The organism is Pseudomonas sp. E1MeOHC2 (assembly GCF_058745025.1).
In genome coordinates, this window is record NZ_CP196675.1 from 4,568,668 (window position 1) to 4,593,597 (window position 24,930).

25 protein-coding genes and 6 pseudogenes are annotated in these 24,930 nt (G+C 58.1%); 18 read left to right on the forward strand and 13 right to left on the reverse strand.

Going from position 1 to position 24,930, the window contains the following annotated elements:
- Nucleotides 1-14 precede the first annotated feature (14 nt).
- From ACSSU5_RS20810 to ACSSU5_RS20840, 7 genes and pseudogenes are all read left to right on the forward strand, one after another.
- Nucleotides 15-3,596, forward strand: coding sequence for a phage tail length tape measure family protein (locus ACSSU5_RS20810; protein ID WP_492559691.1), 3,582 nt, complete (start codon nucleotides 15-17; stop codon nucleotides 3,594-3,596).
- Nucleotides 3,597-3,608: 12 nt separating this feature from the next.
- Nucleotides 3,609-4,061 carry a transposase gene (locus tag ACSSU5_RS20815; RefSeq protein ID WP_492559692.1) on the forward strand — a complete coding sequence of 151 codons (453 nt, stop codon included), beginning with the start codon at nucleotides 3,609-3,611 and terminating at the stop codon, nucleotides 4,059-4,061.
- Nucleotides 4,058-4,537, forward strand: a complete 480-nt coding sequence (locus ACSSU5_RS20820; RefSeq protein ID WP_060709479.1) for a DUF1833 family protein — start codon at nucleotides 4,058-4,060, stop codon at nucleotides 4,535-4,537. The genes ACSSU5_RS20815 and ACSSU5_RS20820 overlap by 4 nt, the downstream gene beginning before the upstream one ends.
- A gap of 2 nt (nucleotides 4,538-4,539) precedes the next feature.
- Entirely contained in the window at nucleotides 4,540-4,944 is a 405-nt protein-coding gene (locus tag ACSSU5_RS20825; protein ID WP_492559693.1) for a hypothetical protein, read from the forward strand.
- Nucleotides 4,913-6,733, forward strand: a pseudogene (locus ACSSU5_RS20830) (host specificity factor TipJ family phage tail protein); the annotation flags it as partial. The gene ACSSU5_RS20825 and the pseudogene ACSSU5_RS20830, both read left to right, overlap by 32 nt.
- A 17-nt stretch (nucleotides 6,734-6,750) precedes the next feature.
- Nucleotides 6,751-7,185 carry a hypothetical protein gene (locus ACSSU5_RS20835; protein WP_492559694.1) on the forward strand — a complete coding sequence of 145 codons (435 nt, stop codon included), beginning with the start codon at nucleotides 6,751-6,753 and terminating at the stop codon, nucleotides 7,183-7,185.
- Between the two features lie 56 nt (nucleotides 7,186-7,241).
- Nucleotides 7,242-8,921, forward strand: coding sequence for a hypothetical protein (locus ACSSU5_RS20840; protein WP_492559695.1), 1,680 nt, complete (start codon nucleotides 7,242-7,244; stop codon nucleotides 8,919-8,921).
- A gap of 17 nt (nucleotides 8,922-8,938) precedes the next feature.
- Here the strand turns inward: ACSSU5_RS20840 and ACSSU5_RS20845 are convergent, their stop codons facing one another.
- Entirely contained in the window at nucleotides 8,939-10,909 is a 1,971-nt protein-coding gene (locus ACSSU5_RS20845) for an acyltransferase family protein (RefSeq protein ID WP_492559696.1), read from the reverse strand.
- Between the two features lie 92 nt (nucleotides 10,910-11,001).
- On the opposite strand from ACSSU5_RS20845, the gene ACSSU5_RS20850 reads away from it, so the two are divergent.
- The 4 genes from ACSSU5_RS20850 to ACSSU5_RS20865 are packed head-to-tail and all read left to right on the forward strand — an operon-like array spanning nucleotide 11,002 to nucleotide 12,441.
- Nucleotides 11,002-11,448, forward strand: a complete 447-nt coding sequence (locus tag ACSSU5_RS20850) for a structural protein P5 (protein ID WP_492559697.1) — start codon at nucleotides 11,002-11,004, stop codon at nucleotides 11,446-11,448.
- Nucleotides 11,445-11,762 carry a ubiquitination-like system serine protease family protein gene (locus ACSSU5_RS20855; protein WP_492559698.1) on the forward strand — a complete coding sequence of 106 codons (318 nt, stop codon included), beginning with the start codon at nucleotides 11,445-11,447 and terminating at the stop codon, nucleotides 11,760-11,762. The genes ACSSU5_RS20850 and ACSSU5_RS20855 overlap by 4 nt, the downstream gene beginning before the upstream one ends.
- On the forward strand, nucleotides 11,747-12,109 hold the full coding sequence (locus ACSSU5_RS20860; RefSeq protein WP_492559699.1) for a hypothetical protein: 363 nt from the start codon (nucleotides 11,747-11,749) through the stop codon (nucleotides 12,107-12,109). Before ACSSU5_RS20855 ends, ACSSU5_RS20860 begins: the two co-directional genes overlap by 16 nt.
- 47 nt (nucleotides 12,110-12,156) lie before the next feature.
- A complete protein-coding gene (locus ACSSU5_RS20865) occupies nucleotides 12,157-12,441 on the forward strand; it encodes a hypothetical protein (RefSeq protein ID WP_492561346.1) in 285 nt (94 codons plus the stop codon).
- An 8-nt stretch (nucleotides 12,442-12,449) separates the two neighbouring features.
- Here the strand turns inward: ACSSU5_RS20865 and ACSSU5_RS20870 are convergent, their stop codons facing one another.
- Nucleotides 12,450-12,740: a hypothetical protein gene (locus tag ACSSU5_RS20870; protein ID WP_492559700.1), complete on the reverse strand. Its 291-nt coding sequence runs from the start codon at nucleotides 12,738-12,740 to the stop codon at nucleotides 12,450-12,452.
- 531 nt (nucleotides 12,741-13,271) lie between these two features.
- Here ACSSU5_RS20870 and ACSSU5_RS20875 point away from each other — a divergent pair.
- On the forward strand, nucleotides 13,272-13,565 hold the full coding sequence (locus ACSSU5_RS20875; protein WP_492559701.1) for a hypothetical protein: 294 nt from the start codon (nucleotides 13,272-13,274) through the stop codon (nucleotides 13,563-13,565).
- Entirely contained in the window at nucleotides 13,562-13,837 is a 276-nt protein-coding gene (locus tag ACSSU5_RS20880; protein WP_492559702.1) for a hypothetical protein, read from the forward strand. Before ACSSU5_RS20875 ends, ACSSU5_RS20880 begins: the two co-directional genes overlap by 4 nt.
- Before the next feature lie 317 nt (nucleotides 13,838-14,154).
- On the opposite strand, the pseudogene ACSSU5_RS20885 reads toward ACSSU5_RS20880, so the two are convergent.
- The 4 genes and pseudogenes from ACSSU5_RS20885 to ACSSU5_RS20900 all read right to left on the reverse strand — a co-directional run bounded on the left by ACSSU5_RS20885 (nucleotide 14,155) and on the right by ACSSU5_RS20900 (nucleotide 16,533).
- Nucleotides 14,155-15,350: pseudogene (locus tag ACSSU5_RS20885) on the reverse strand (tyrosine-type recombinase/integrase).
- Nucleotides 15,351-15,639: 289 nt separating this feature from the next.
- Entirely contained in the window at nucleotides 15,640-15,816 is a 177-nt protein-coding gene (locus tag ACSSU5_RS20890; protein ID WP_492559703.1) for a hypothetical protein, read from the reverse strand.
- A 49-nt stretch (nucleotides 15,817-15,865) separates the two neighbouring features.
- A complete protein-coding gene (locus ACSSU5_RS20895) occupies nucleotides 15,866-16,291 on the reverse strand; it encodes a hypothetical protein (RefSeq protein ID WP_492559704.1) in 426 nt (141 codons plus the stop codon).
- A complete protein-coding gene (locus ACSSU5_RS20900; protein ID WP_492561347.1) occupies nucleotides 16,288-16,533 on the reverse strand; it encodes a hypothetical protein in 246 nt (81 codons plus the stop codon). The genes ACSSU5_RS20895 and ACSSU5_RS20900 overlap by 4 nt, the downstream gene beginning before the upstream one ends.
- Before the next feature lie 694 nt (nucleotides 16,534-17,227).
- Between ACSSU5_RS20900 and ACSSU5_RS20905 the strand changes: the two genes are divergently transcribed.
- Nucleotides 17,228-17,488, forward strand: a complete 261-nt coding sequence (locus tag ACSSU5_RS20905) for a hypothetical protein (protein WP_492559705.1) — start codon at nucleotides 17,228-17,230, stop codon at nucleotides 17,486-17,488.
- 30 nt (nucleotides 17,489-17,518) lie between these two features.
- Here the strand turns inward: ACSSU5_RS20905 and ACSSU5_RS20910 are convergent, their stop codons facing one another.
- Nucleotides 17,519-17,902, reverse strand: coding sequence for a hypothetical protein (locus ACSSU5_RS20910; RefSeq protein WP_492559706.1), 384 nt, complete (start codon nucleotides 17,900-17,902; stop codon nucleotides 17,519-17,521).
- Nucleotides 17,903-18,045: 143 nt separating this feature from the next.
- Nucleotides 18,046-18,678 (reverse strand): polysaccharide lyase family 7 protein, encoded by a 633-nt coding sequence (locus tag ACSSU5_RS20915; protein WP_492559707.1) that lies wholly within the window; start codon nucleotides 18,676-18,678, stop codon nucleotides 18,046-18,048.
- A gap of 184 nt (nucleotides 18,679-18,862) precedes the next feature.
- Between ACSSU5_RS20915 and ACSSU5_RS20920 the strand changes: the two genes are divergently transcribed.
- Complete coding sequence (locus ACSSU5_RS20920; RefSeq protein WP_492559708.1) at nucleotides 18,863-19,159, forward strand: hypothetical protein; 297 nt, start codon at nucleotides 18,863-18,865, stop codon at nucleotides 19,157-19,159.
- A gap of 25 nt (nucleotides 19,160-19,184) precedes the next feature.
- Here the strand turns inward: ACSSU5_RS20920 and ACSSU5_RS20925 are convergent, their stop codons facing one another.
- Together ACSSU5_RS20925 and ACSSU5_RS20930 are read right to left on the reverse strand one after the other, a co-directional pair.
- On the reverse strand, nucleotides 19,185-19,445 hold the full coding sequence (locus tag ACSSU5_RS20925) for a hypothetical protein (RefSeq protein ID WP_492559709.1): 261 nt from the start codon (nucleotides 19,443-19,445) through the stop codon (nucleotides 19,185-19,187).
- 420 nt (nucleotides 19,446-19,865) lie between these two features.
- A pseudogene (locus ACSSU5_RS20930) lies at nucleotides 19,866-20,049 on the reverse strand (nucleoid-associated protein YejK); the annotation flags it as partial.
- A gap of 99 nt (nucleotides 20,050-20,148) precedes the next feature.
- Here ACSSU5_RS20930 and ACSSU5_RS20935 point away from each other — a divergent pair.
- Nucleotides 20,149-20,472 (forward strand): annotated as a pseudogene (locus tag ACSSU5_RS20935) (DUF3224 domain-containing protein); the annotation flags it as partial.
- A 158-nt stretch (nucleotides 20,473-20,630) separates the two neighbouring features.
- Here ACSSU5_RS20935 and ACSSU5_RS20940 read toward each other — a convergent pair.
- Both ACSSU5_RS20940 and ACSSU5_RS20945 read right to left on the reverse strand, forming a co-directional pair.
- A pseudogene (locus tag ACSSU5_RS20940) lies at nucleotides 20,631-20,750 on the reverse strand (DNA cytosine methyltransferase); the annotation flags it as partial.
- 712 nt (nucleotides 20,751-21,462) lie between these two features.
- Entirely contained in the window at nucleotides 21,463-22,227 is a 765-nt protein-coding gene (locus ACSSU5_RS20945; RefSeq protein WP_492559710.1) for an AraC family transcriptional regulator, read from the reverse strand.
- A gap of 97 nt (nucleotides 22,228-22,324) precedes the next feature.
- Here ACSSU5_RS20945 and ACSSU5_RS20950 point away from each other — a divergent pair, with 97 nt between their 5' ends.
- Complete coding sequence (locus tag ACSSU5_RS20950; protein ID WP_492559711.1) at nucleotides 22,325-23,452, forward strand: MFS transporter; 1,128 nt, start codon at nucleotides 22,325-22,327, stop codon at nucleotides 23,450-23,452.
- Between the two features lie 410 nt (nucleotides 23,453-23,862).
- Here the strand turns inward: ACSSU5_RS20950 and ssb are convergent, their stop codons facing one another.
- Nucleotides 23,863-24,441 (reverse strand): single-stranded DNA-binding protein, encoded by a 579-nt coding sequence (gene ssb, locus ACSSU5_RS20955; protein ID WP_492559712.1) that lies wholly within the window; start codon nucleotides 24,439-24,441, stop codon nucleotides 23,863-23,865.
- A 39-nt stretch (nucleotides 24,442-24,480) separates the two neighbouring features.
- Between ssb and ACSSU5_RS20960 the strand changes: the two are divergent.
- A pseudogene (locus ACSSU5_RS20960) lies at nucleotides 24,481-24,717 on the forward strand (hypothetical protein); the annotation flags it as partial.
- Nucleotides 24,718-24,930 lie beyond the last annotated feature (213 nt).

The window sequence follows — 24,930 nt, forward strand, 5'->3', positions numbered from 1 at the left end:
GCCTGGAGAAAGCCATGGCGTTGAAATCCCGCCTCGAACTGGAAGTAGATGGGCGAACTGCAGAGCAGCAGGTAAACGATATCCGGGCGGCTCTGGAAGCGCTGGAGCAGGCTGGCATCAGGGCAAGCTCAACCCTGCGGAAGTCTGGCGGGGATTACTCCAACCTTGCGATGTCCCTGGCAAAGGTTCAGGCAGCCAACGACAAGGCATCGTCGTCGACTGACGCTGCCGCAAAAAGCGCAGACACCGCAGCGAGGGCAGCCGCGAATCAGCGCAAAGAGCTCGACAGCCTGCTGGGCAAGATTGACCCGCTCACCAAGAAACTTAATGACCTTGCTGCGCAGGAAACAGCTCTGGCCCAGGCTCGGGAATCAGGGCAGATCAATGGTGCAGCGTATGACGCCTACAGCAGAAAGATCCAAGAGTCCTTGGCATCACTTTCTGGCGTTTCTCGAGCGCAGACTGAAGTAGGCGAGACCGCTGAACAGGCTCGGGCCCGGATCCTTGCGATTGCTGATGCTTCGGTTCGTGCAGCCCAGGAGCAGCGGAACCTGGCCAACGTGGCTACTGGGCTATCCGAGGCCGAGCAGGGCCTGCTGTCTGGCAACATGGTCCTGTCGTCGAGCCAGGCGCGCCTGGCAGAGTCCACCCAGAAAGTCACAGCAGCCACCAAGCAGTCAGAATCTGCGACCGTCAGCCAGGTCGAAAGTCTGGAAGGCCTTCTTGCCAGCATTGACCCAACCACCCGGGCGCTGAACAAGCTGGATGAGCAGGAGCGAAAGCTGGCCCAGCAAAACAAGCTTGGCAACCTTGATGCCGATACTTTCGCATCGTACAAAACTCGTATTGACCAGTCGCGGGCCGCGCTCACCGGGTTTGACGATAGCCTCAATCGCACGGGCAACACTGCAAAGCAGAACGCAGCCGCTCTGCGTATGCTTCCCGCGCAGTTCTCTGACATTTTCATCAGCCTGCAGGGTGGTCAAGCACCTTTGACGGTCTTCCTTCAGCAGGGATCGCAGATCAAGGACTCCTTCGGAGGCATCGGTGATGCAGCCAGGGCCATGGGCGGATACATCCTTGGCCTTATCACGCCTCTTAGCGTTGCGGTGGCAAGCGCTGCAGCACTTGGCTACGCCTTCTACAAAGGATCAGAAGAGGCCGACCGCTTCAATAATGCACTCATCCTCACCGGCAGCGCATCAGGCGTTACGGCGGATCAGCTCGGCAGCATGGCCAGGCAGATCAGTTCGACGGTTGGCTCAACCGGTGCGGCAGCTTCAGCCCTGGCAGAGATAGCAGCTGGCGGGAAGATTGCTGGAGATAGCTTCCAGCAGGTCGCCCAAGCGGCGGTATCAATGGAGGTTGCCACAGGGAAGGCCGTATCCGAAACCGTGGCAGAGTTCGCAAAACTTGCGGATGAGCCGGTCAAGGCATCGGCAGCGCTCAACAAGCAGTATCACTACCTGACGGCATCGGTGTACGCCCAGATCACTGCTCTTGAGCAACAGGGCAAGCATGCGGATGCGGTCAAACTGGCGACAGATGCATTTGCTGATGCGATCAATAATCGCACCCCCAAGATCATCGAAAACCTGAGTTTCTGGGAGCGTGGCTACAACGCGGTAGCTAATGCCGCAGACCGACTGAAGGATATCGGCCGTCCCAACATTGAGGCAGACATCGCACAGGCCCAAGCCAACCTGGAAAGCGCTCAGCGTGGCGACGTTGGGTTCTTCCAAGACAAAGACAAGATGGTGGAGTTCTACACTGACGAGCTCCAGTTCCTCAAAGACAAGAAGGCCGCCCAAGATGACATCGCCAAGTTCGACAAGGACGCAGCTGATGCGAACGAGCGAACCGTAAATGCGATGGCCAAGGTGGATGCGCTTGAGAAGTCCGCATGGACGAACACAAGGAAGCGCACAGAGGCCCTGAAGGAATACGAGAAGTCGCTGGAGGTTATCCGGAAAAACAACCCGAATGACTCGCGCCTGGCTCCAGAAACCGTGGCCCGGGTAAAGGCGAATATCTCCGACCAGTTCAAGGACCCGAAGGCGCCTACAGTTCGCGACGACGCCGGACAGCGGATGCTGGACGAGGCCCGCCAGCGCTACGCCGTGCTGCAGCAGCAGAGCCGCGTCATTGCCGGCGAGATCGACCAGACCCAGAAACTCGGCACCGAAGCGAAGAAGCTGATCGAGCTCGAAACCGAGATCGCCAACCTCAAGGAGCAAAAGACCCTCACCACCTCGCAGAAGCAGGTTCTGGCGATGGCTGAGCTGAACCTGGCCCAGCAGAAGCAAAACGCTGAGCTTGAAAAGGCCAACCAGCTGACCCAGACCCGCTTGGAGAACGAGGCCAAGCTGAAGGCTTTCACGGATAACCTCCAGTCACAGTTGGAGCTATCGCGCGAGGGGCAGGAGGTTGAGCTGGCCGGGGCAGGGCAAAGCGACAGGTTGCGCCGGCGACTCCAGGACGATCTGAAAATCCGCCAGGACTATCAGAAGCAACTGGACAAGCTCAGCCGCGACTACAACCAGATCAAGAACCCTACGTCCGAGGACACGGATCTCTACAAGGGTGAGACAGAGGCCCTGCGGGCTGCGCTAGCCACCCGGCTGGTCGATCAGCAGAACTACTACACCGCGCAGGACGCGATGCGTGGCGAATGGCTGATTGGGGTTTCCGAGTCGTGGCAGAACTACGTCGACATCGCCACCAACTACAACGAGCAGGCCCGGGCGGCTACCGAGTCGATCCTTGGCGACACCACTTCGTCGATCTCCGGCAGCATTCAAGGGATCATCAAGGGCACGGAAAGCCTGGGCGATGCCTTCGGCAATCTGGCGGGCACCATCGCCAACTCGATGCTCAGTGCATTCGCCGACATCACGGCGCGCTTCCTTGTCATGCAGGCTCTGAAACTCGCCGGAATTCAGACGGAAGCCACGCAGACGGTAGCGGCGGAGGGGGTCAAGACCACCGCCAAGCTGACAACGGACGCGGTCACCACCACCAGCAGCCTGGCATCCATCGGGACCGTGCTTACTGCCAACCTGGCGGCAGCTGCTGAAACTCTGGCCTCCTGGGCTCCAGCCGCACTCGTGGCATCGATCGGTACATTCGGCGCCGCTGCTGTTGTGGGCGGCACCGCGCTGGTCGCGGCCTATGCGCTGCTCAAGGGATTCTCCGAAGGCGGCTACACCGGCTCAGGCGGCAAATACGAACCGGCGGGAGTGGTGCACAAGGGTGAGGTGGTCTGGTCTCAGGCTGATATCCGTCGTTTCGGCGGCGTGTCGGCGGTCGAGGCGCTGCGCACCGGCAACGTCACGCCGATCACCGCGGCGCGTACGGTCGGCCGCTCCCAGTCTGGAGCCACCAGCGCGGCTGGAATCCAGCAAAACATCAACGTCCACAACTACTCCAGCGCACAGGTTGAGCAGCGCCGCATGCCTAACGGAGACATCGATTTCATTATCCGAGAGGCAACCGACCGGGCTGTTCAAGAGGTTGCTGGGCAGTTCTCCTCAGGCTACGGCGATGTTGTTGACTCCTATGAAGGCGCCTACGGGTCGCGGCGTTCTGGCTCCTAATGAGGAATGGCAATGATTCAATACCCGGCAGAATTGCCACTTCCTCTGCAGGAGGGGTATGGCCTGAGCACGGTTGATCCGATGCGGGCTACCCAGATGGTGACCGGGCGCACGCGGTACCGGGTCCGGCACAACTACGTTCCGACTGAGTTGAGGTTCAACTTCAACTTCAGTCAGGACGAGGCTGGCATCTTCGAGGCTTGGTATGCGCGGACGATCAATAACGGTCTGGAGTGGTTCGAGATCCAGCTGCAGACGCCGGCCGGCTTCAGGCTGTACGAAGCGCACTTCAAGGCGATCTACCAGGGGCCTGACCTAACACAGATCAGCCGCTGGCGTTACTCGGCAGTCCTACAACTGAAGCAGCGCCCGCTGATTCCTGCAGGATGGGAGCAGTTCCCGCAGTACTGGCTGAACAAGAACGTCATCGACGTGGCGATAAACAGGGAGTGGCCTGAAGCATGAGCCTGATCGAGGAGTGTTATGCCTCGGGCAGAGGCGAGCTGGTCGATACCATCGAGGCGCGGGAGGAGGGCGGCACCGTCTCCCACCTGTACTGCTCTGGCTGGGAAGACCGGGTATGCACGACCGAGGACGGGCGGACGCTCACCTTCATCGCGATGGCCATGGACCTGGCCCTGCCGAAGAACGACAACAGCGCATTCCAGAACTTGGTGCTGGGCCTGGACAACGTGACCGGCGAGGTGCAGGAGGTGGTGGAGGCGGCAAAGGCTGCCGACAAGCGCTTCATCATCACCTTCCGGCGCTACCTGGCCGAAGACCTGTCGTTCCCGAGCGAGCGGTACCGCATGACGCTGCTCAGCCGGGAGTATGAGGACGACGTAGCCAAGCTCACCGCGGGATTCTTCGACCTGCTCAACACCAACGGTCTGCGCACCGTCCTGACCACCTCTCTGGCACCTGGCCTGAAGTACATCTGACCATGATCGAGAAATTCATGCGCGCCCCGTATCGCGAGGGTGCACGGGGGCCTATTGCCTTCGATTGCTGGGGGCTGTGTCGGGCTATCCGGCACGAATTCTTTGGGCTGGATTTGCTGCCATCCCTGGGCGGTGTGGGCAAGGACAAGATCCGAGCGAACACGAAAGCCTACCGCGTGCTCCGCATGGCGATGGAGGAGTGCAATCCGGAGCCTGGAGCCATTGCAGCGGTCTTGCGCGGCAAAGCACTTCTGCATGTAGGGACGGTTCTTCTCAGCGAGGGCCGACTGAAGGTCATCGACACCAACCCCGGCGGCGCCTGCCTCCGAACAACTGGCGAATTCGAAGCCACTCACCCGAAGGTGGTTTACTACCGTGATCGAATTTTATCCGAACAAGCTGAGTGACACGGCGCCGCTCGGCACCTGGACCACCGACCGCCGTATGACCATCGAGGAATGGCTGAAGTCCCTGGCCCCATCCTACGAGCGCCGCGAGAGCCCACCGATCAGTGTTGTGCTGAACGACGAGGTCATAGAGCACCACCTGTGGCACAAGGTTAAATTCAAGCCGAGCGACCTGCTCCAGATCTACCGCGAGCCGAAGGGCACCGACCCATTCTCCATCACCTTTGCGCTGTTCAAGGGCGCCAAGGCGGTGCTGAAGGCGATCATGCCGAAGATGCCGGGTATGCCATCCAGCGCCGGCACCCAGCAGGGCGACCCGCTAATGGATGCCAGCGCCAAGGGCAACAAGGTCAAGCTGGGCGATCCCGTACGGCAGATCGCCGGCCACCAGCGCACCTATGGCTCCTACCTCGCGCAGCCGCGTAGCGCCCATGTCGCACCGCGAGACCTGCGCGTGGAAATGCTGCTGTACATCGGCGAGGGCGAATACGACATCCCCCTGGCGAAGGTGAGGGTTGGCGAAACCCCGCTGATCTCCTTGGGCTCTGATGCCACTTTCACCATATACCCGCCAGGGGCTGACCTGAGCGCCGATCCTGCCCATATCAACTGGTTCAATGCGCCAGAGGTTGGGGCCAGCTCCAGCGGCTCTGCAGGCCTAGAATTGACCGTAGCCACCGACATTACTCGATCAGTCACAGCTTCGGCCTATCAGTTTGCTGGTGAAACTATCAGCGTGCCGGCCGGCTCCGGCCAGTTCCCGGCTGACTGGTCGAACGGCATCATCATTCGCGTGCTCTCCCCATACACCTACACCGTGATTGACGGTGGAGTGGGTCGAGACATCGTGCGCGGTCCGCTGGAGATGCTGAATCCAGCCCCGGGCATGTTGATCGAGGTCGCTGGAGCGAACGCAGGTCTGTATGTGGTGAACAGTTACACACCATTCAGCCCCGCCGTGCCGGCAAACCCAGGAACCGCTTCCACTCTGACCGGTTCGGCTGCGCCGACGCGCTTCGACTTCAACGTCACTCCACTCAGTTTCAGTCTGGTGCGCGGCGCTTCTACCTACCCGATCACGCTCAACACTGCCACAACCGATCTCGCCGGACTGGTCTCGGCGCTCAACTCGTTACTTACCGGCATGCCATTCCAGGCCCAGCAGAGCAGCGGGCGCTTGCGCTTCGTAGAGCTGACGCCGTTCACCGGACAGGCCATTACCGCAACAGGCGCCTCGGCCATTCTTGGATCGTCGCCGGTCGGCGTAACTGGCACCGCAACCACCAGCGCCGTACCTGAGCAGCCAGCCGAGATGACGCTGAACTATGACGGCGGCTCGCCAGTGGTTGGCCTGGCGCTGGGACAGGGCCTGGCCACCATCGGCCCGCGCGGCCTTAGGTATCGGATCACAGCGTTCAGTACCAGCCTGCTCGAGGTAGAACGCCTGAGCTCGTCAGGTTCTCCCGACACCGGATGGCCTGGCTTCAACGCCATGCAGACGGTGAATGGCTTGATCACGCTGGACCCCTCGAACCTGCAGGGTGGCTATCGCGGCCCGGTTGCATGTTGCCCAGAGGGTGAGAAGGTCACTGAGATCGAGTGGACGGTCACTTTTGCCAACGGATTGTGCGGCATTGGTCGAGAGGGGCAGATCTACGAGGTCACCGCGTACCATGTGTTCGAATACCGAGACATGGATGTAGCTGGTGATTGGACCGTCATTGAGAAGGCCCACACCGGCGGATCTCTTGATGCGCAGGGCTTCACCAACCGAACTACCCCGACGTATACACCTGGGAAACCGAGATGGACGGCAGCAACAGCGGCTACCTGAGCTTTGCTGCGGTTGCCGATGACGCTCCCAGGCGGTGCCAGAGCGCCATCCTGCTCGACGTCCAAGTGACCGACCTCGGCACCTACTTGCACTCGTCCGAGCCGTACAACTGGGCGGCCGGAGGCGAGCACCTGGTGGGCGTGCGCAAGCTTGACGGCACGCTGGCTGGGCCATTCACCGCCACCCAAGTGAACGAGTACGTGGTCAGGGTCGATGCCCTGGGCTTCACGCCCGTGACCGATGGCCCCCTTGAGCCACCTCACATTCTGTTCGGCCCCGCAACACGCTGGGCCTACCCAACCCTGATCACCAGTTCTGATCCAGGGAAGGACGGCAACGTCGCCATGAAGGGCATGCCCTACGACGCCCGCGTTTACACCTACGACGATCAATTCCCAGAGGATTGAGCGGCCCCTAGCGAGCATGCCCGCCAAGTGCGGGCTTTTTTATGCCCGGAGAATCTATGCGCTACAACACTGGCAACCCGGTTGGAACCGATGGGTCGAGCGACCCGCGCGACCTTTATGACAACACTGGCAACCTCGATCTTGCTGCTAATGACAGGTCATCTAGTTTCTTTTTTGACCGTACAGGGGAGCGCCGAAAAACCATCTGGGGCATGGAGCAACAAGTAAATGACTTCCTTGCCAATCAAGGATACGAGCCTGTCGTTCTTGAGTATGTTGATGGTCAGGAGCTAGTTATAGATCGGAGTACGCAGTTGATTCAGCGTGCCGGCATCGTATACAGCGCAAGGCTTCCAGCAACATTTCCAGTCGTTCTGTCAGGGGAGTGGCTGGATGATCAGGCTGAGCTAGTCACGCAGGTTGATCGTGACTTGCGCGCCATGGTTATTGAGCTGGAGAAGTCTGTTGCCCCCTTCGCGGCAAACGTAACGCTCAACATTCCGGGAGATTTCCCAGATCTACAGGAAGCCATGGACAGCCTGGCGACCAAGGGTGCAACCCTTGAGAATCGGGTGGATATCCTTATTGCGGCGGGTCATGCCCTGCGCCGTGGCTTCCGCATCGTGGATAAGGATATGTCATTTGTAACCATCAAGTCAGTTGATGCGGTGGTGGCGGTGAGACCTGACTTCGTCCACACCTCAAACAACGACATTGGTCTGGATCAGATCGTTGCCAGGACCAACAAGATTGGCTTCCTGTCGATTCGATCCAAGGCACCAGTGTGGGATATTCTTGTAGACATGAGCCCGTGCCCGACCGTCTACGGCTACGTCCTTAACGCAGGTAGTTACGGCTATATCAGGTCGAACAAGGGTGTACAAGGAACGATGGATGTCGCGGCGGCTGCCGGCACCAATATTGTAGTTGGCGGCAACAGCACGCTTGACGCAATGCACGGGATTGCCAAAGAAGGATACTTCTCCGGAATCACCGTAACGCATCGATCTAACGCTAACATCGCAGAGCTGCAAGCGCAGGGCGCTCGCGGAATTGGGATCGATGTATCTCGTGGGTCGACGGTGTATTGCAACCTTGCGAACGTCAGCGGCCGAAACCAGGGCCTCTACGCTCGACGCTCTTTCGTTTCTACCCAAGGCCTCGTTTGCGGCTCTTGCGTGGCTAACGCTATCCTAGGCAATTTTGGGTCCAAGATCGAAGCAAGTAGCGCCGTGTTCACCGGTCCTCGACCGACGTTCGGGTATATCCAGATTGCTGGCGGCGTATCAATTGACGCTACTGATGCAACCGTTAACGGGTCACTGCTGACCAAGGCGGATTGCTACCTGTCCACCGGCCTGAACAAGGTCACTGGTCGCGGCGTGATCTATGCACAGCACGCACAAGACTCCCACCCGTTTTTCCTTTCAAACGGCGCACCAAGCAGGCAGATATCAGGGTCTCTGTCAGTTGCCCCTCTATCATATGCAGCGGCATTCTCCAGGACTGACTTCGGATATTTTGCGGGAGGGGTTGTATTTGGCGATGATGTTGGTTTTAAGCTAACGTGCGATGGGTCCGTACTGATTGATGATACAAGCAGGGTAATTGGCGGGAGTCAGAAGTCAGTTGCTTATATTCCACCGTTCTCATTCGCTTCGAGCTGTACGCTGGAAATTTACAACAGGGGGGCGGTTACGGCTGCTGTTGCATACCGGCTGACCGAATATCGGTAGCCGGTATTCTGACACGATCAGTTGTTCGCAATATTCTGGCGAGAGAGGTTACGCAGGGACGCTGGTATCGCCCCGGTCTTAATCGCAATCTGCCCAAGCTTCTCTGATCCGGAGTGGCTCAGGTGGCCGCCATCGTAATAAAGTTGTGTCTTGCCAGAAAAAGCCGAGCAAGTTTTTCCATCGCAGATAAGGTCGCGGACTCCAAAGTAAGAGACATTCGCCCGACCAGATACTCGCTTGATAATCTCCCGGTTAAGACGATGTTCACCATTATCAGATACGACAGTTTTCTGTTCGCAGTTGATGAATGGGATTTTCAATGCCTTTTCAGAGCACTGCCGATCTACTGAATTGAATGTAGGGGCCTTGAGGGCGATTACTACGTTCTTTCCGCTCTGGCTCAACGCGTCCAGCATGGCGTCGAAGTCAGCAATGAAAGCTGCCCTGTCAACGGCTTCGTATGCTGTCCAGCTGCCGCCTAAGATTATCGTGTCGTAGTTGCTGATTTGCTTAAATGCTTCCACATTATATGCAGGGCAGCTTACTTTGTAGCCGTCCTTGACATACCTTGTACTGCGTTGCCCAGGGAAGGGTGGGCAAGCATGATGCTCAACGTTTCTAATTGCTACGCCTTCATTTTTTGCGATCTCACCTAAATAGCCTACGTAGTGAGCGGCGTTGGAGTCGCCGATTAAAAGTACACTTGGCTGCTTAGATGTGTCCCCAGCAATACATTTTTCCGAAGAAAAATACTCAGGCTTGAAAACGCTCTGGCAAACGTACGAAGCAGATGAAGCTGGCGCGGAGCCCGAGCGTTTTTCCGCCAAGGACTCCTGGTAACCACTTGGGCTGAAAGGTGAAATGATGCCGTTGCTGGCATAAATTACTCCAGCAAATGACAGGGCAAGGACTGCTGATGCAGGGGTGGCCAAGGTGAACTTCAACCCTTTGTTGGCCCGGAACGGCACCTCGATCAAGAAATAGCTGAACAGCGTCATTGCCACCATTACTGAGAGGCAGATCAGATTGCCCAGCATGTCAGGCTCGCCGTAGGCATAACGATAAAACGCCAACACCGGCCAATGCCACAGATACAGCGAGAACGAGACCAGTCCGATAGATACCATCGGGCGCACGGCCAAGATGTTACCTACCAGAGTTTTGCCGAAGCTGCCGGCGGCCAGTACTAGCGATGCGCCGACTGCAGGAACTATCGATATAAATCCTGGGAAGCCTTCAGTTTCTCGGATGTAGGCGAGCGACCATGCAAGCACTAGAGCTCCCACCAAAGCCATGGCCTGAGCAGTGCGCTGACCTACACGACCTTTGATTGCTTCGGTCAGGAAGAAGGTCATGCCACCGATCAATAACTCGCCGGCCCTAGATGGGAGCATGTAGTAGGCAAAGGTTGGATCTGCAGCAAGCTTGCTCTGACCATACCAGAAGCAGGCGGCGGCGATCACTGACGCAAGACCCACTGTCAAAGCCCGACCGCCAACCTTCAGGGTAAGGAGTAGCAGGGCGGGCCAGATAAGATAGAACTGCTCCTCGACACCTAGAGACCACATGTGGAGCAACGGAACGGTGTCAGAGGACGCTGCAAAGTAGCTCGTATCGAGGAACTTCCAGAAGTAGATGTTTGCGGCTGACAGAGTCGATGCGATTGCTGAAAGAGATAGCGCCTTCGCATCGTCCGGAAGCATGAAGACAGACCCGAACACCAGGGTAGCCAGAGTTGCAAACAAGGCTGCTGGCAGAATGCGTCGAACTCGTCGCATGTAGAAGTCAGTAAACGAGAAATTTCCAGCGGTCGCTTGTCTCGCCACGATCCCGGTAATGAGGAATCCCGAAATCACAAAGAAAATGTCAACACCAACGAATCCGCCGGGTAGCCATTTTTTATTGAAGTGAAAAATTACCACAGCCAAAACGGCCAATGCCCTGAGCCCGTCGATATCCGGGCGGTAGGCCAAATGTTTGCCTTGCATCTCTGATTTCCCTGTCATGGGGCCGCTGAATAAACGACGAATGATACCTTTTTGCCCGCGCTCGCGGGCTTTTTTGTGCCTGGAGAAAACCTATGGCAACACCACGCGGTGTCCGCAACAAAAACCCCGGCAACATCGATTTCAACCCACGGAACGCGTGGCAGGGCCAGTTGGGCATGGAGGAGGGAGTGGCCAAGCCGCGCTTCGCCAGGTTCGACCAGCCCGAGAACGGCATCCGCGCCCTGGGCAAGCTGCTGCTGAACTACCGGGGCAAGGACGGTATGCCAGGTGTCGGTCGTCCTGGCATCGACACCCCGTTGGAGTTCATCAGCCGCTGGGCACCCTCCAGCGAGAACAACACCCTGGCCTACGCCCAGGCCATTGCCAAGCGCCTCGGCGTTGGCGTGCGCGACTCTATCGACATCTCCAAGCCGCAGGTGCTGCGCGAAGCCGTGGTCGGGATCATCGTCCACGAGAACGGCGGCAACCCGTACCCGGACCAGGTGATTGACGAGGGTGTACGGAGGGCGCTGGCATGACGATCAAGACGATAGGCCGCTGCCTGGGCCAGGCGAACGACGGCTCGCTGTGGTTCTTCTGCAAAGGTTGTGACCAGCCGCACAGCCTGAAGGTCGGCGCGGGGCCAGGTCCGCGATGGGGCTACAACGAGAACCCCGAGGCGCCGACCTTCACCCCGTCGGTGCTGGTGCGCCGGAATGAGCGGGAGGAGGCCAAGGTGTGCCACTCGTTCGTTACTGATGGCCGCATCCAGTATCTCGCCGACTGCACCCACGACCTGGCCGGCCAGACGGTCGAACTGCCGGATTGGGAGGCGTCATGGAGCAGTTGGTGATTCGGGTGATCGGCGCCGGTCTGCTGATGCTGGCCGGAATTGCGGTTGGCGCTTGGGCTGCCACCGGTCACTTCCGGCCGCTGCTAGACGCCGAGCAGGACCAGGTTGCGAGTTGCAGGGCAGCCCGCGACAACCTCAGCGGGCTGGCGGCGGAGCAGGGCAAGGCCTTGGGCGACTTGACTCTGGCGGCGAAGGCTCGCCAGACCGGGGCTGAGCAGGCGGTGGGTAAGGCTAAGGCCAGCGCGGAAGTCGACTACGCCGCGGCAAACCGCCTGCAGCAGGAGAGAATCGGTGGCGAACAGTGCGCGGCAGCTACCTCGATTATCGACAAGGAGCTTGACTTATGAGGGAGGTATTGAATCAGCCAGACTGCGGGAGCGGAATTGGGTATTTCATGGTCGCAGCCCGCGTAATTCTTGGGTTTGCCTGTGGGAGCGGGGCGGCTTTGATCCTGGTCGGCTGCGCGGGAAAGACGGAGCCAGAAATCCGCTATGTGCGCGTCGAGGTTCCGGTTCAGGTTCCGTGTCGAACGCCAGACATGGACGTACCGACATGGGCTGCCGCCGGGCTGCGCAAGATCGACAGTCTGGAGGTGAAAGTGCGGGCGCTATTGGCAGAAAGGCGCCAAAGAATTGGATACGAAACGCAGATTAGGGCTGCCTTGGCAGCGTGCCAGTAGCGTTACACCTACTTTATTCCTAGAGCTACCACAAGTACTGCCGCAACAATAGTTGCGATTACAGTGAATATAGTACCTATCGAGTGGTTGATAGCGTAATCCATTATCTTGTGCTTCCAGCTGCTATCAGTAGTGTTCAGTTTTGCTATAAAATCTTTCGCGACCTCACCAGATACGAAGTTCGTAGCCTTAATGTCTGTCTGGCTGTTTGGTTCGCTTGATTTAACGATTGTCTCAGCCGTGGTGACAAAATGATCCGCCTCTATTTTGCTCTTTCCTTCGACTTCAAATAGTGCCATTGTTAAACTCCCTTATAAGTTTCGTTAGCGTGGATAACTGAGTGAAGTAAAGTGATTGCGGTGCTTTGTGCTCGTCATGGATTATGCTGTTAGCGTTTATGTATAGGTCTCGACCTCTAACCATTGTTTTTGTTTTGTATGCATGAACATTAGTCATGGATATGTCGGCCTTGTCGCCTTCTATAGCCGCGTCATGATTCGTGAAAGCCATATCCATGATGTGTACTTTAGTGCCCGGTCCGAAAAAGAAACCTGCCATTGCTACCTCCATCGAATGGTTTACAAAATTTAAACCTGAGCGCGGCCAGATAGAAGCTGTATTTTTATACAGCTAAAGGCTGGAGATCCTCTCATTCAGCAGGCGATCGATGTGATGCCCCGGCCCCACGAAGCTGAGGGATTCAGCGCGTCAGGGGGATCGTGACTCGGGAATAGTATCTGCCGCCGCTGAATTGATCCGCTGACCGGCAGTTGCCCAGTTGCTGGCTTGGTGGATACGATACTGTATCTATATACAGTATTGGGTGCAGCATGTACTTCCTCCTACTTCGCCGCCGCGTGAAGGGCGTGGCCATCCCCTCCGATCAGCTCAGGAAGATCCAGCCCCTGCGGGCCGACATCCATATAGGTGATCACCATAGCGAGCCGCTGGGCCGTGTATCGACCCAGGCCTGGGTGTTCAGCCCCGCGCCAGGGCCCGACATCATCCCCCGATTGCATGACGCGAGGGTCAACGGCATGGCTCAGCTCGGCATCAACATTAACGGGATAGAAGAGGTCGACGGCGTGCTGTATGCGCAGTCGTGGTGGTGCAGGGCGGAATGATGGACGGACTGCCAAGAGCCTGGCTGGATGAGCTCAACGACCAATGCGCGCTGGCTACCGATCCAGATAGTCGGGCTGCCGTCCTCAGCGAGATGGCCATGGCTGCCCACCGGCGCGGGGAAGTGGACGCCGACCAACTGTGCGAGATGCTGGAGTTTGCCGAGGCGGCGCGGCTCTATGGCTTAAATGAGCACGAGGACATGTACGCCTGCGGCCTGTTCGGCTACCACGAGCCTCTGCCGGAATGGGGGATCGAGGTGATCAATGGGTAGGGCAAGAAACCGCCTGCCTGTGAGTAGCTATATAAAGGAAGGGAAACGGTCGGCAGGACGCCGAAGGCGGGCACAGGCGGGTAAAATGCCTGCGTGATTTTTGCGTGACACTCTCACGCAGCGGTTGGCACCTATGAGCAGTCGATTGCAGCGAGCGCCAAGAAAAGTGCCGTGTTTACTGTGTGTTGCTAGGTCCTGCATGCATGGGGTGCAAGGGGTCGAGTGTTCGAATCACTCCGTCCCGACCAATAATCCCAATGACTTAGCCACCTACGGGTGGCTTTTTCATTTATACCCGCAGGGACTTTTGCGGGGGTTTAGCCTGCTTTCCTCCTCAGTATGGTTAATGCCGGCCCGCGAGAGTCGGTCGCGGAAACCTTGTTGGCTGACTCAATCAGCGCCCCAAGCTCCGCTGTTGAATAGTGGCTGGTGATACTGCCATTCTTGTGCCCGAGCAACGCCTTCCGATCCTCTTCCAGAACACCCGCCGCCCGAAGCCTCCGTCCGAAGGTATGCTTCAGGTCGTGCACCCTGATTGATCGGAACCCGGGGTGCGCCTGCGATCCGTGAAGCGATTCCCACTTCACCGCGGCGCGCACCCTAGCTTTTTTCCATGCCGAGTCATTCATCCTATGAACCGCTGTGGGGCCGTACTGATCGGGTGCTCCATAGGGGAAGACGATGTCAGGATGAAGGCCGCGTTGCCCATCAATGACTGACATCGCCACACTGTTGAGCACCACTAGGCGCTCGTCACCGTTCTTCACCCCTGACTTTTCCTGATCCCGCCGAAACCCGCCGGGATCAGGAAAACGTTTGTCCCCAGCTCCGGTACCCGGATCTCCCACTCCCACCTCAATTTGCAGACCTCTTGTTCGCGACAGCCCGTATTCACCTTGTAGAGGGCCATCCTCGGAAGGTGATCCGGCAATTCGGCGAACAGTATCGACTGCTCATCCCATGACATCGGGTAAGGCTTCCTGCTCGATCGTTTCTCCTCTAGCATCGTGATCATCGGCACGGTGTCTAGCCAGGGGCGCTTTTCTGCGTCTCGCCACTTCCTTGAACACAGATTCAATATCCTCACCACCCGCTGCAAGGCGATGTTTATCGTCCTGTTTGATGCGGGAGGCTTGACCTTCCCTGTCGAACTGAGCCCAGGCTTCAACTTGTGCTTGATGTACGCAGCAAGTGTCCCGTCGTCGATGTGAGTCACCGGCAGGTCACCTATAAACGGATCAAGCTGCTCCAGGTACGTCGCAGAAAGCCCAATGGATGCCTGGTGGTTGAACTCGACGAGAAACCGCGTTGCGGCTTCCCGTCAGGTGCGCACCTGCCGGACCCCGTAGATCTTTGCCTGCCTCAGTTTCTCCAGCCGATGAGCTAGGTACTGCTCTGCTTCGTGCCTTTCGCTTGTGCCAGTGCTTTCTTGAAGTCTCGTTCCTCTGACGACCTTGTCGATATGCCAGATCCCGTTCCTCTCGTAGAGGCCCGGGGTTCGTTTTTGCGCCATGTACTACCTCCTCGGCGCTCGCTGCGGGGCCGATTGTTGTCCTGATTGCTCGCCTTTCCAACGGCCATGGCCTCGATGTATGCATCCATCCAGGCGTCCAGCTCCAAACGATCGAACCCAACGCCCTGTTTCCCGATAGGGAATTCGCGAACATAGGGTCTGACCATGTTTTTGAATTCTTCCTTGCACATCCCGAGGTAGCCGGGTGCTTCGCCAACCCGTAGGATTCTGGGCAGCAGGCCAGGCTGTAATGCGGCAGTGGCGTTTGCCATATGGATCTCCGTGCCGTTCAGGCCAAAAAGTGGTGCCCGACCTTCGCCGCCCGGGCAGCTTCCTCGGTGCGGAACATGATTTCTTTGGTGCCCGGCCAGCCCTCGGCCGTGTATTCCACCGATACCCACCAGTGGCCGAACTTGCGGTACGGCTCGCCGAGGATCTTCGTGACGTAGCAGTCGATCAGGTTCATGGGCGAGGTCCTTTGTAGATCAGGTAGGCCATGTACATCAGGGGCATGATCATGATTGGGCCTCCAGATTCTGCTCCGGCTCAGGCAGCGGCTGATACTCGATCACGTCCCCGCCGAAGTCCTTGCTGGTGAAGTTGAACTGACCGAACGGCCATTGATAGGCGAAGGTGCCGGTGCGTACGCAGCCTGCCAGCACGCTGCCGCACGACAGCCGGACGTCAATTCGCTCAGCTATCGGATCATCGTCAGGATCGGCGTCGAGCCATTGGCCCTTCAGCTTTTCGACGGAGGCAACCACATCGTGGATCTCGAACTCTCGACCGATCCGTCCAACGATGTTGTGAATCCGGTGTATGCCTTGCTCCCAGCGGTATTTGCGAACCAGGGCGCCATCTGCGCGAAACTCATAGTCTTCGACCTTGGCCTCGCGGAACTCGGGCCGGCGGAAATCTTGCTCAGTGACTGCTCGACTCACAGCTGATACCTCTCATCAATCCAGCGCCCAGGCGCCAGAGCGGGTGTAGGTTCGGGTTGGGTTTCGTGCGGGGAGAGCTGGCGCTGGTTGCCGGCCTGCAGCTGGCTGTCGGGGATGCAGCTGATCCCCGCGCCGTTGAGGATGTAGCAGGTGACGCCGCGCTGGCTGTCGTGCTCGATGTCGATGACGTTGTCCTGCGCGCTGGCGCCGGTGGTCAGCAGCAGCGTGAGCGCCTTGCTCAGTCGCTCAACCTCGCCAGTATCGGCGTGGGTGTAGAGCTGGACGACCTTGACGTCTGAATCAAGGCGCAGGGATTCAATACGCTTCTCGACCTTTGTGAACAGGTAGTGATCGCCTGAGTCAGCCCACTCAACGTGCCAGCCATATGGTGTCGCTGGCTCGGACATTTCTTCGTCGTGCGACTCAAGGCAGTGCTCGCACAGGTTGTGCTCCAGCTCTCGGCGTGTCTCACACCAGCCGCCGCAGTTATTGTGGAACTGGCACTCCGTCATTTCGCTGTCGCTGACCATCTCTGTGTTGCTGGATCGGTTTTCTGTGGGCATGTGGATGCCTTCTATCGACTAGAGTTATTCGATATGTCTGAGGGATTCGGTATGGAAACTTGCGTCTGCGAGATCTGTGAACGAGACGATGCAGAGGAGATAGAGGTCGGTATCAAAGGCTTAGGAGTATCGTGCAAGGGCTGTGGCGCCTATGTGATAACCCTTGAAGCTCAGCAGAAGATGCTGGATAGCAACCGCAGGTTCGATCTAGCCACCGCGCGACAATGGATTCAGCTCCATGCGAAAAAAGACGAGCTCCCCATAATCACCTGGACAGTCGCACAGGTCATCTCCACGGCAGAGATCCACTGAGCGGGGGTGGCGTGATTCGTTGAAGTGGGGTATTGCTGGCGTCTCGATAAAGGAGATCGCTATGAACTGGGTGATGCTCGCGGATTACGGGTCGATTGCAGCTGGGGCGGTCTCAGCGTTGTGCTGGGTGGTCGCCGCGCTTGTGAAGGTTGATCCACCCGATGAGCTGAAAGGGAAGCCGGATGGTGAGTACTGGAAAGGCATCGTCGTGAATGACGCGGATCTCATCAAGACGCTGAGCGCTCAAGCTCGGTGGAATAGCGCCGCCGCATTGGCTGCAGCTGCTGCGGTTTCCCTTCAAGTGGCAGTAAAGCTGGCATAGGGGAAGGCGCTGGCGGGCAGCGCCGTAGGGTCAGGCCCGGCGAACTTTGAAGCCGAACATGCATTCGATGTCGTGGTACTCGCACCGCTCGTAAGCCTTGTACTTGGCTTGCGAAGGTGTGCTGGCGAACACATCGACAATTGTTCGATTGGTGATGTCCCACCAGCCCCAGCCGGCGACGAGCACCTGGTAGCGCTTCAGCGGCAGCGTTTCGGCCATTTCGCTGTACCGCATCTCCCAAGTTGGGTGGTAGTTGCGGATGCGCTTCTTCGGGTCGCTGTCGAGGATGACGCCGATATAGTGGCCACGGTCGGCGATGATTACGCCCGGCTCCCCGTTGGCGATCACGCGCCGCCCAATCTCAGCCGGTACGTCGTAGTGTCGGCGAACGTAGTCGCAGTTGTAGTTGCTCATGGCTTTCTCCATGCAGGCGCCGCCCTCCGTGGCCGGATGCGGCATGGTGGATTTTTTGATTAGGCCAGTTGGAAGAGTCAGTAAGGGAAGCCTGACTTGGACTCTTCCAGGATCTGGTCAGTCAGCTCGGGGCTGATTGGATTTTAGGGTTGCAACGCGCCGTTGAACACGTCGAAAGACTCGTACACTACCCAGCCGCCTTCGGTTACCGGGCCTTCGTTGTCGATCACGTAGGAACCAGCCTTGAAGTAGAACGGGAATTTGTCCCATGCCGTGTTCACTGTTGCATTGCCGAACAGTGTGTCGAGCTGAACACTCAACTCGCCGGTGCTATCAACCTGGACGCTGTATTCAAAGGGCTGGCCCAGTGGGATTGCCTTCTTCAACAGCGTCCGGGTTGTGCTACTTGGTTTATCGCGGGCATCGATCCGAACAAAGCCGTTCCACCAAATCACCATCAGGAATGGGTTCGGGGCATTCAGTCCGTGGATTTGACCGACGATAACCTTACCGCTAGATGGAGCGCTCTCGACCCGTACCCGGCCTGCCATAGAGTGCTTGGCGCTGCCGCGAATCCAGTTGAACGATACAGGGGAGTCAGGAAGTGTCTGGCGGCTCTCTGTGCGTGGGGTCTTAGAGGTTCCCGATGTGCCACCTTGGACTGAGCACCAGTAGTTGGTGTGGCCCAGTTGGTCGATCCAGAAGAGGTCTTGCGGCGGTCGCTCTGGATAGAGATAAAGCGTGCCGTGCGCGGTGATGTTTCCAAAGTTATTCATGGTCATTCCTTTGTGGTTTGGGGGGTGAATTTCGTAGGGCGCCGCCTCTGCGACTTCCGCCAGGCGACTGGTATTCGGATGCCTCGCCAGGGAGGCGTTATCGTTGAATAGGGGAGGGCGCTGGCGGGTAACGCCGAGTTGGGCTATTGCTTCCCTCTCGATTAATCCACTCAAGGAGCGTGAGATGAAGCGACTAATGATTGGTGCTTTGCTGGCAGCGTCGGGCGCGGCCCAGGCAGGTATTCCGCTGGTGAACGCCACATGCCCAGGAAACATCGAGGTGCACGCCGATAAGGGCGGACCGATTTACATCAATGGCAAGGAAGGCCAGTTGAAGAAGTTCAACGAGAACTACTTCGAAGCCAAGGGCAGCGGTGTGACTATCTCGCTGTCGATCAACCCGGACGGTTCTCCGAGCGTTTCCTATACCGGGAAGAATCGAGCCAATGGGATCTGCCAGGTGAAAAGCGAAGGCTCTTGAGGCGCTGGCGGGCAGCGCTGGAGGGTCAGGCTCGATTCAGGAATTCCTGGCACCTGCAGTTGAGGTCCTGGCAATGGCTTTGGCCAACCCAGTCAGGCATCTGGTCGCCTTCATATCGAATCTGCGTGGAGTGGATGAATCCGCTTCGATACACATCCCTGATGAATCTCTGGCGGTCAGCCTCGTTATCCGACCGCTCAGGCTGATCCCAGCGGCTCATGACGATGCGTCCGCACGCTGTCTTTCCGTGGTCCATACGGCCCATCGGCGTCTGCTTATCGCTCATGGCTTTCTCCATGCATGCGCCGCCCTCCGTGGCCGGATGCGGCATGGTGGTTTGCGTCTGGATTTAGTTGGGTCGCGTCGGTTGCCGGTAACTTGGTACCATCTGCAGCTTATTGAAAGGAGTCTCGAATGAAGTACCGTATTCTCTGTTTGGCCCTGGTCTCACTTGCCCTAGCTGGATGCAATGATTCCACTAGTGGGAAAGCCTGTCTCGGAAGCAACGGAGACACTCTCGTAGAGTCAATGCCCGGTCAGTGCAAAGCGGGCGATATCATTGGCACCAAAAATCCGGCGTACTTCTGCGACTTCAGTCACGCCGTTGCCTTCAATAGCTACAACTCAGCGTTCTGCGTCTACAGTGGCCGGCAGGCGGAGGAGCGCACTGCCAAGTAACTATCTCGGATCACTTGATGCGATTACCTGGGTAGGCGCCGGATTTGCCGTGTAAAGCCCCAGGCTTTACCGGTCTCCGCGTTGTAGCCGTCGTTCACCAGGTTCTCGATGGCGCCGCTATCCGGCAAGCTGGCGCTGGCCATGTGCAAGCCCGCTGGGCTACCGTCTGGCTTCTTGTCGATGAAGTGAACTACTGCGTTGCGGATAGGCATGCTTGGCTCTCCGTGGCCGGCGGGCGGGATGGTGGCAATTTGGTTTGTGATGGGGTATTACGGTTGGCCGGCATCGAGCCGGGTCAAAAGGAATTTGAAATGCATTACACCGCCATAGGGCCGTTCGACATCACGCTCAATCCGGAACCTTTGAGCAGCGTCGCTGAGCAATCTGGCCTGGGTCGATTGTCTTTGGACAAGCAGTTTCAGGGTGATCTAGAAGCCACCAGCCAAGGTGAGATGTTGTCTTTCCGCAGCAGAGTTCAAGGCTCGGCCGGCTACGTTGCCATGGAGGTTGTGCGTGGAACCTTGCACGGTCGCAGCGGGAGCTTCGTACTTCAACACAGTTCGTCTATGAATCGTGGAACACCCGCTCAGTCCATCACCGTGGTACCTGATTCCGGAACTGACGCGCTTTCGGGGTTGACTGGTAGCATGGTCATCACGATCACAGATGGGCAGCACTCTTATAATTTTGAGTATGCGCTACCAGATCAAAGCTGCTTATTGGTCGCTGGCGGGGCGGGCAGTGCCGGGGGCTCAGGCCCAGCGGACCATGAAGTCGAACAAACACCAGATGGGCTCTCCCACTCAGCGTCCACCGGCCAGTGGTTTGCCGCCCAGAGAACCTGGACGCCAGCGGCGCGCACGCCGGTGCTCCATCCGCCAAGACCGGCGAATAGGTCAATTGCTGTGGGCATGGGGATACCTCGCGACGCACACATCAGTCCAGCATAATCACCGGACAGCTATGGAGCGCTTGCATTGGTTAAAGACAAAGTTATTTGGGGCGGTTGTGCGCGCTGGCTTTTCTACAAATGACGCACCCTAAAGAACGTAATGCGCCTTCGGTGAAGGCATGCATTTTGAGATTTGGACTCGGCCTGACTGATCGAGGCGATTGGACTACTGGGAGCAAGCACAAAAAACCCGCCAAGGCGGGTTCTTGTTTGTGGGTCTCGATTTTACAAAGCCCGGTTATGCGCAATCGTCAGGTTCACCCAGGGCGATTTTAGTAGTCACCGGGCGGCCAGTCAGGAGACGGCTTCTTACGGCGACGCGAGGCCATAAACACCACAAACGCGAGGGTCAGGCAGCCAGCGGCCTTGATGAAAATAAGATCGTCAGTCATTACGCTTTACTCCGATTCCCAGCTCTTTGTGGCTGGTTAAATACAGGTTGCCTGTGGAGCAAAGGACGGCGCGACACTCTCCGAATAAAAAAACGCTTTCTTTCACTCGGGATTGTTACGGACGGCGTCGAGCAGGGGAACCCGCAGAATTCGGGAAAAATCGCACGCTAAGGATTTGGGCTAGTCCGGCTCAGCAGGAGGAGTGTGGCGATTGCCACGATCTACTGCTTGAACCGCCTGGCGCTAGGCTTTCGCAAGATGCCCAATAAAGGTGTCGGCCGTTACTTGAAATAACCCCGTGGCGTGGTGCCGGTCATGGTCTTGAAGAAGGCGATCAACACGCTGTCGCTGGCGAAACCCAGCTCAAAGGCGCAGCAGGCGATGCTGCGCCCGGTGGCGAGCAACTCAATGGCGCGCATCAGCCGCCACTGCTGGCGCCATTGCTGGTAACCCATGCCGGTTTCCCGCAGGAAAATGCGGCCGATGGTCTTGCCGCTGGCGCCCACCTGCTGTTGCAGTACTTGCAACTCGGGTGGCAGCTGTTCAAGGTTCTTGAGTAATGGCGCCAAGCGCTTGTCTCGGGGCAGTGGCAGAAGTGTCGGTTGTTCGTGGGCCTCGTTGATCTCGCTGAGGCACAGCTCCAGTAAATGCGCATATTTACCCTGATCCCAATCGGTGTCGAAAGGGGCCATGGCCATTGCTTCCAACACTGCCCGGAGCAACCCACTGACTTCGATCACCCGTACCTGGGCCGGCAACTGCTCGGCCAATATCGGACACACATACACCGAACGGTAGTCGACGGACTGTTGCATCACCGCACGGTGTGGCACACCGCTAGGGATCCACGCCGCCCGAGTCGGAGGTAACAGGCACAACTGGTGGGCCAGGCTGATACGTGTGCAGCCCTGTTGGGTAAACAGTAACTGGCCGCGTTGGTGTTGGTGAATCCCTGAATCATGATTGCCAAGCAGGGCGCCGATACCGATGACCGGGCTCTTGAACGTGTCGGGGTCGAAATCCGCATCGGCAGCGAGCCAGGCCATAGATTGTCCGATTTCAGCGATAAGTTGTCGAAGTTTGGATCATACGCCGTTGGCCGCTCTTTAAAATACCTCTCTGTTTCCCAAGAAGTCCCTTTCAATGAATCTGAAAAATCTACTGGTGCTGGCGGTGGCGTTGCTGATGTTTCCGCAAATCGCCCAAACACTCTACAGCCCTGCACTCTCGGATATCGGCCAGGAGTTTGCCGTGAGCCCTCAGGCGGCTGGGCAAGTTCTTTCAGTATACTTCCTCGCATTCGCCTTGGGCGTGGTGGTGTGGGGGCGGCTTTGCGACCGCTGCGGATGGCGTCCGATAATGCTGTTGGGGCTGGCCCTATACGGTGGGGCTTCCTGCCTGGCATTGAGCGTCAGCACTTTTGGCGGGTTGCTGATGGCTCAGGCATTGGCAGCTTTTGGTGCGGCAGTGGGGTCGGTGGTGACGCAAACGGTTCTGCGTGATCGCTTCAGCGGCGCCGAACTGGCCCAGGTGTTTTCGGTAATGGGCATTGCCCTAGCGGCCAGTCCTGCGATTGGCTTGTACACCGGGGCAAGCCTGGTTCACTACTTCGGCTATCGCGGCATGCTCACCTGCCTGCTGTTGCTAGCGTTGGCGTTGTGGGCTTGGTGCCTCTGGGCCTTGCCTGAAACCCGTCCAGCTTCGCTGCCGACTGCGCCCTTGTTTGGCACTTTGGGCCTGATGCTCAAGGACTGCGCATTGTGGCGCTCGGTCGGGTTGGTGGCGGTATTCAACATTGCGCTGTTCAGTTATTACAGCCTGGGACCGTTCATCTTCGAGCGACTGGGTTTGTCCGCCGAACAGTTCGGCTACAGTGGTGTGTTGCTGGCGCTGGGGTCTGGTATGGGGGCATGGCTGAACAAAGGGCTGCTCAAGCGCGGATTGAATAGTGAGAAACTGGTCCTAGCTGCTGGTGCCGTGGCGTTGTTGGGCAGCGTTCTGGTGATAGTGCTGCAGGACCACTGGCTGTTCGTCCTGCCGATGTTGTTGGTGGTGATGGCTTTCGGCATGGCGATTCCCAATGTGCTCGGAGCGGCGCTGGTTGCTTATCGCGACCGCCTCGGCACGGCAGGCGCCCTGTTTGGCTTGTTGTATTACCTGGTGATCGGCGCCGGCTTGACCCTGGCAGCCTGGGGGCAAGCTCTGGGCTGGACACTGTTGGTCTGTGCCTTGACGGCGTTATGGCTAGGGTTTTCAAGTCCATCTTCATGATGGCGATCTGTAGCAGTTCGCTGGTGACCGACACTTGAGCTCGGGCCATGGTCCGATTCAGGGCCTCTTGGATGCCTGGGCGAACCTTGTGCCGAAGCTCCTTTTCTCCAGCAGCCTTTTTCTTCTTGGCGGATTTGTCGTTCCGCTCCCGCGGCGTCATCGCCATACACCACTTCCTTCCATCCGCTAGGCGGCAAGTGAAAGTGTGCCCGCTGCTGGTGGCGCTGCAGGGCCATTCGTTTGAGTTTCATGGGTGAGTTCCATATCAGAGTCATGCCCGCCAGCAAGCCACCAACCGCAGTTGACCGTCATCAAGGCATAGGGCTGGGCTTCGCGTGACTTGTCGTTGTCGCGGCAGATGCGGCCGAGGTAGTACGCGACGGGGTAGACCCTCTGCCTGCGCTTCATGGCTAAGCCCCGGCGAGGTAATGCATGGGCGCGAACGGAATGTCGTCGTCGAAGCTTTCGTAGTCGGGGCCGTTCGTGCCTTGCTGGTTTTGCTGCTGAGGCGCCTGGCGCTGCTGTTGGTACTGCTGGCGCTGAGGCTGCTGGCGCTGTTGTTGGCGTTGCTGCTGAGGCTGTCGCTGCTGTTGCTGCTGCTGCTGGCCTCCACCCTGACTATCAGGCCGGCCGCCGAACAGCTGCATGGTGCCGTAGATGTCGACGACGACTTCGGTGGTGTAGCGTTTGATGCCGTCCTTTTCCCACTCACGGGTCTGCAACTTGCCTTCGATGTAGCATTGCGAGCCTTTGCGCAGGTACTCTCCGGCGATCTCGGCAACCTTGCCGAACAGCGATACACGGTGCCACTCGGTACGCTCAACCTTCTGGCCCGACTGCTTGTCGGTCCACTGCTCGCTGGTGGCCAGGCTAGGGGCGACCTTCTGGAGAGACGAATGCCAATCACAGAGCAGCAACTGCTGCAGATCCTCCCCAATGCCCGCCCAGCGCGGGTTTTTTTGTGCCTGGAGAAAACCAAATGCGTACATCGCAACGCGGCTTGAGCCTCATCAAGTCGTTTGAGGGCCGCGTGCACCTCCGCGCGCGACAACCTAGCAGGTTTGGCGACGGAGCAGGGAAAGGCCCTGGGCGACCTGACCCTGGCGGCTAACGCTCGCCAGGCCCGGGCCGAAAGGGCAGTGGGCGAAGCCAAGGCCAGTGCAGATATCGACTATGCCGCGGCGAACCGTCTGCAGCAGGAGCGCATCGGCGGCTACCAGTGCGCCGCTGCCGCCTCGATCATCGACAAAGAGCTGGACCTATGAGATTGGCGGGTAACTCAAGGTCCTACGGGAGCGGAATAGGCCTTTCTCAGGCTGCAAGCCGCGTAATCCGTGGTTTCATCTGTAGGAGCGGGGTGGCGATTATCCTAACCATTTCTGGGTGCGCCGGCCGCACCGAGCCACAGGTGCAGTACGTACGCGTTGAGGTACCAGTGCAGGTGCCGTGCCGCGCGCTGAACGTTGAAGTACCGTCTT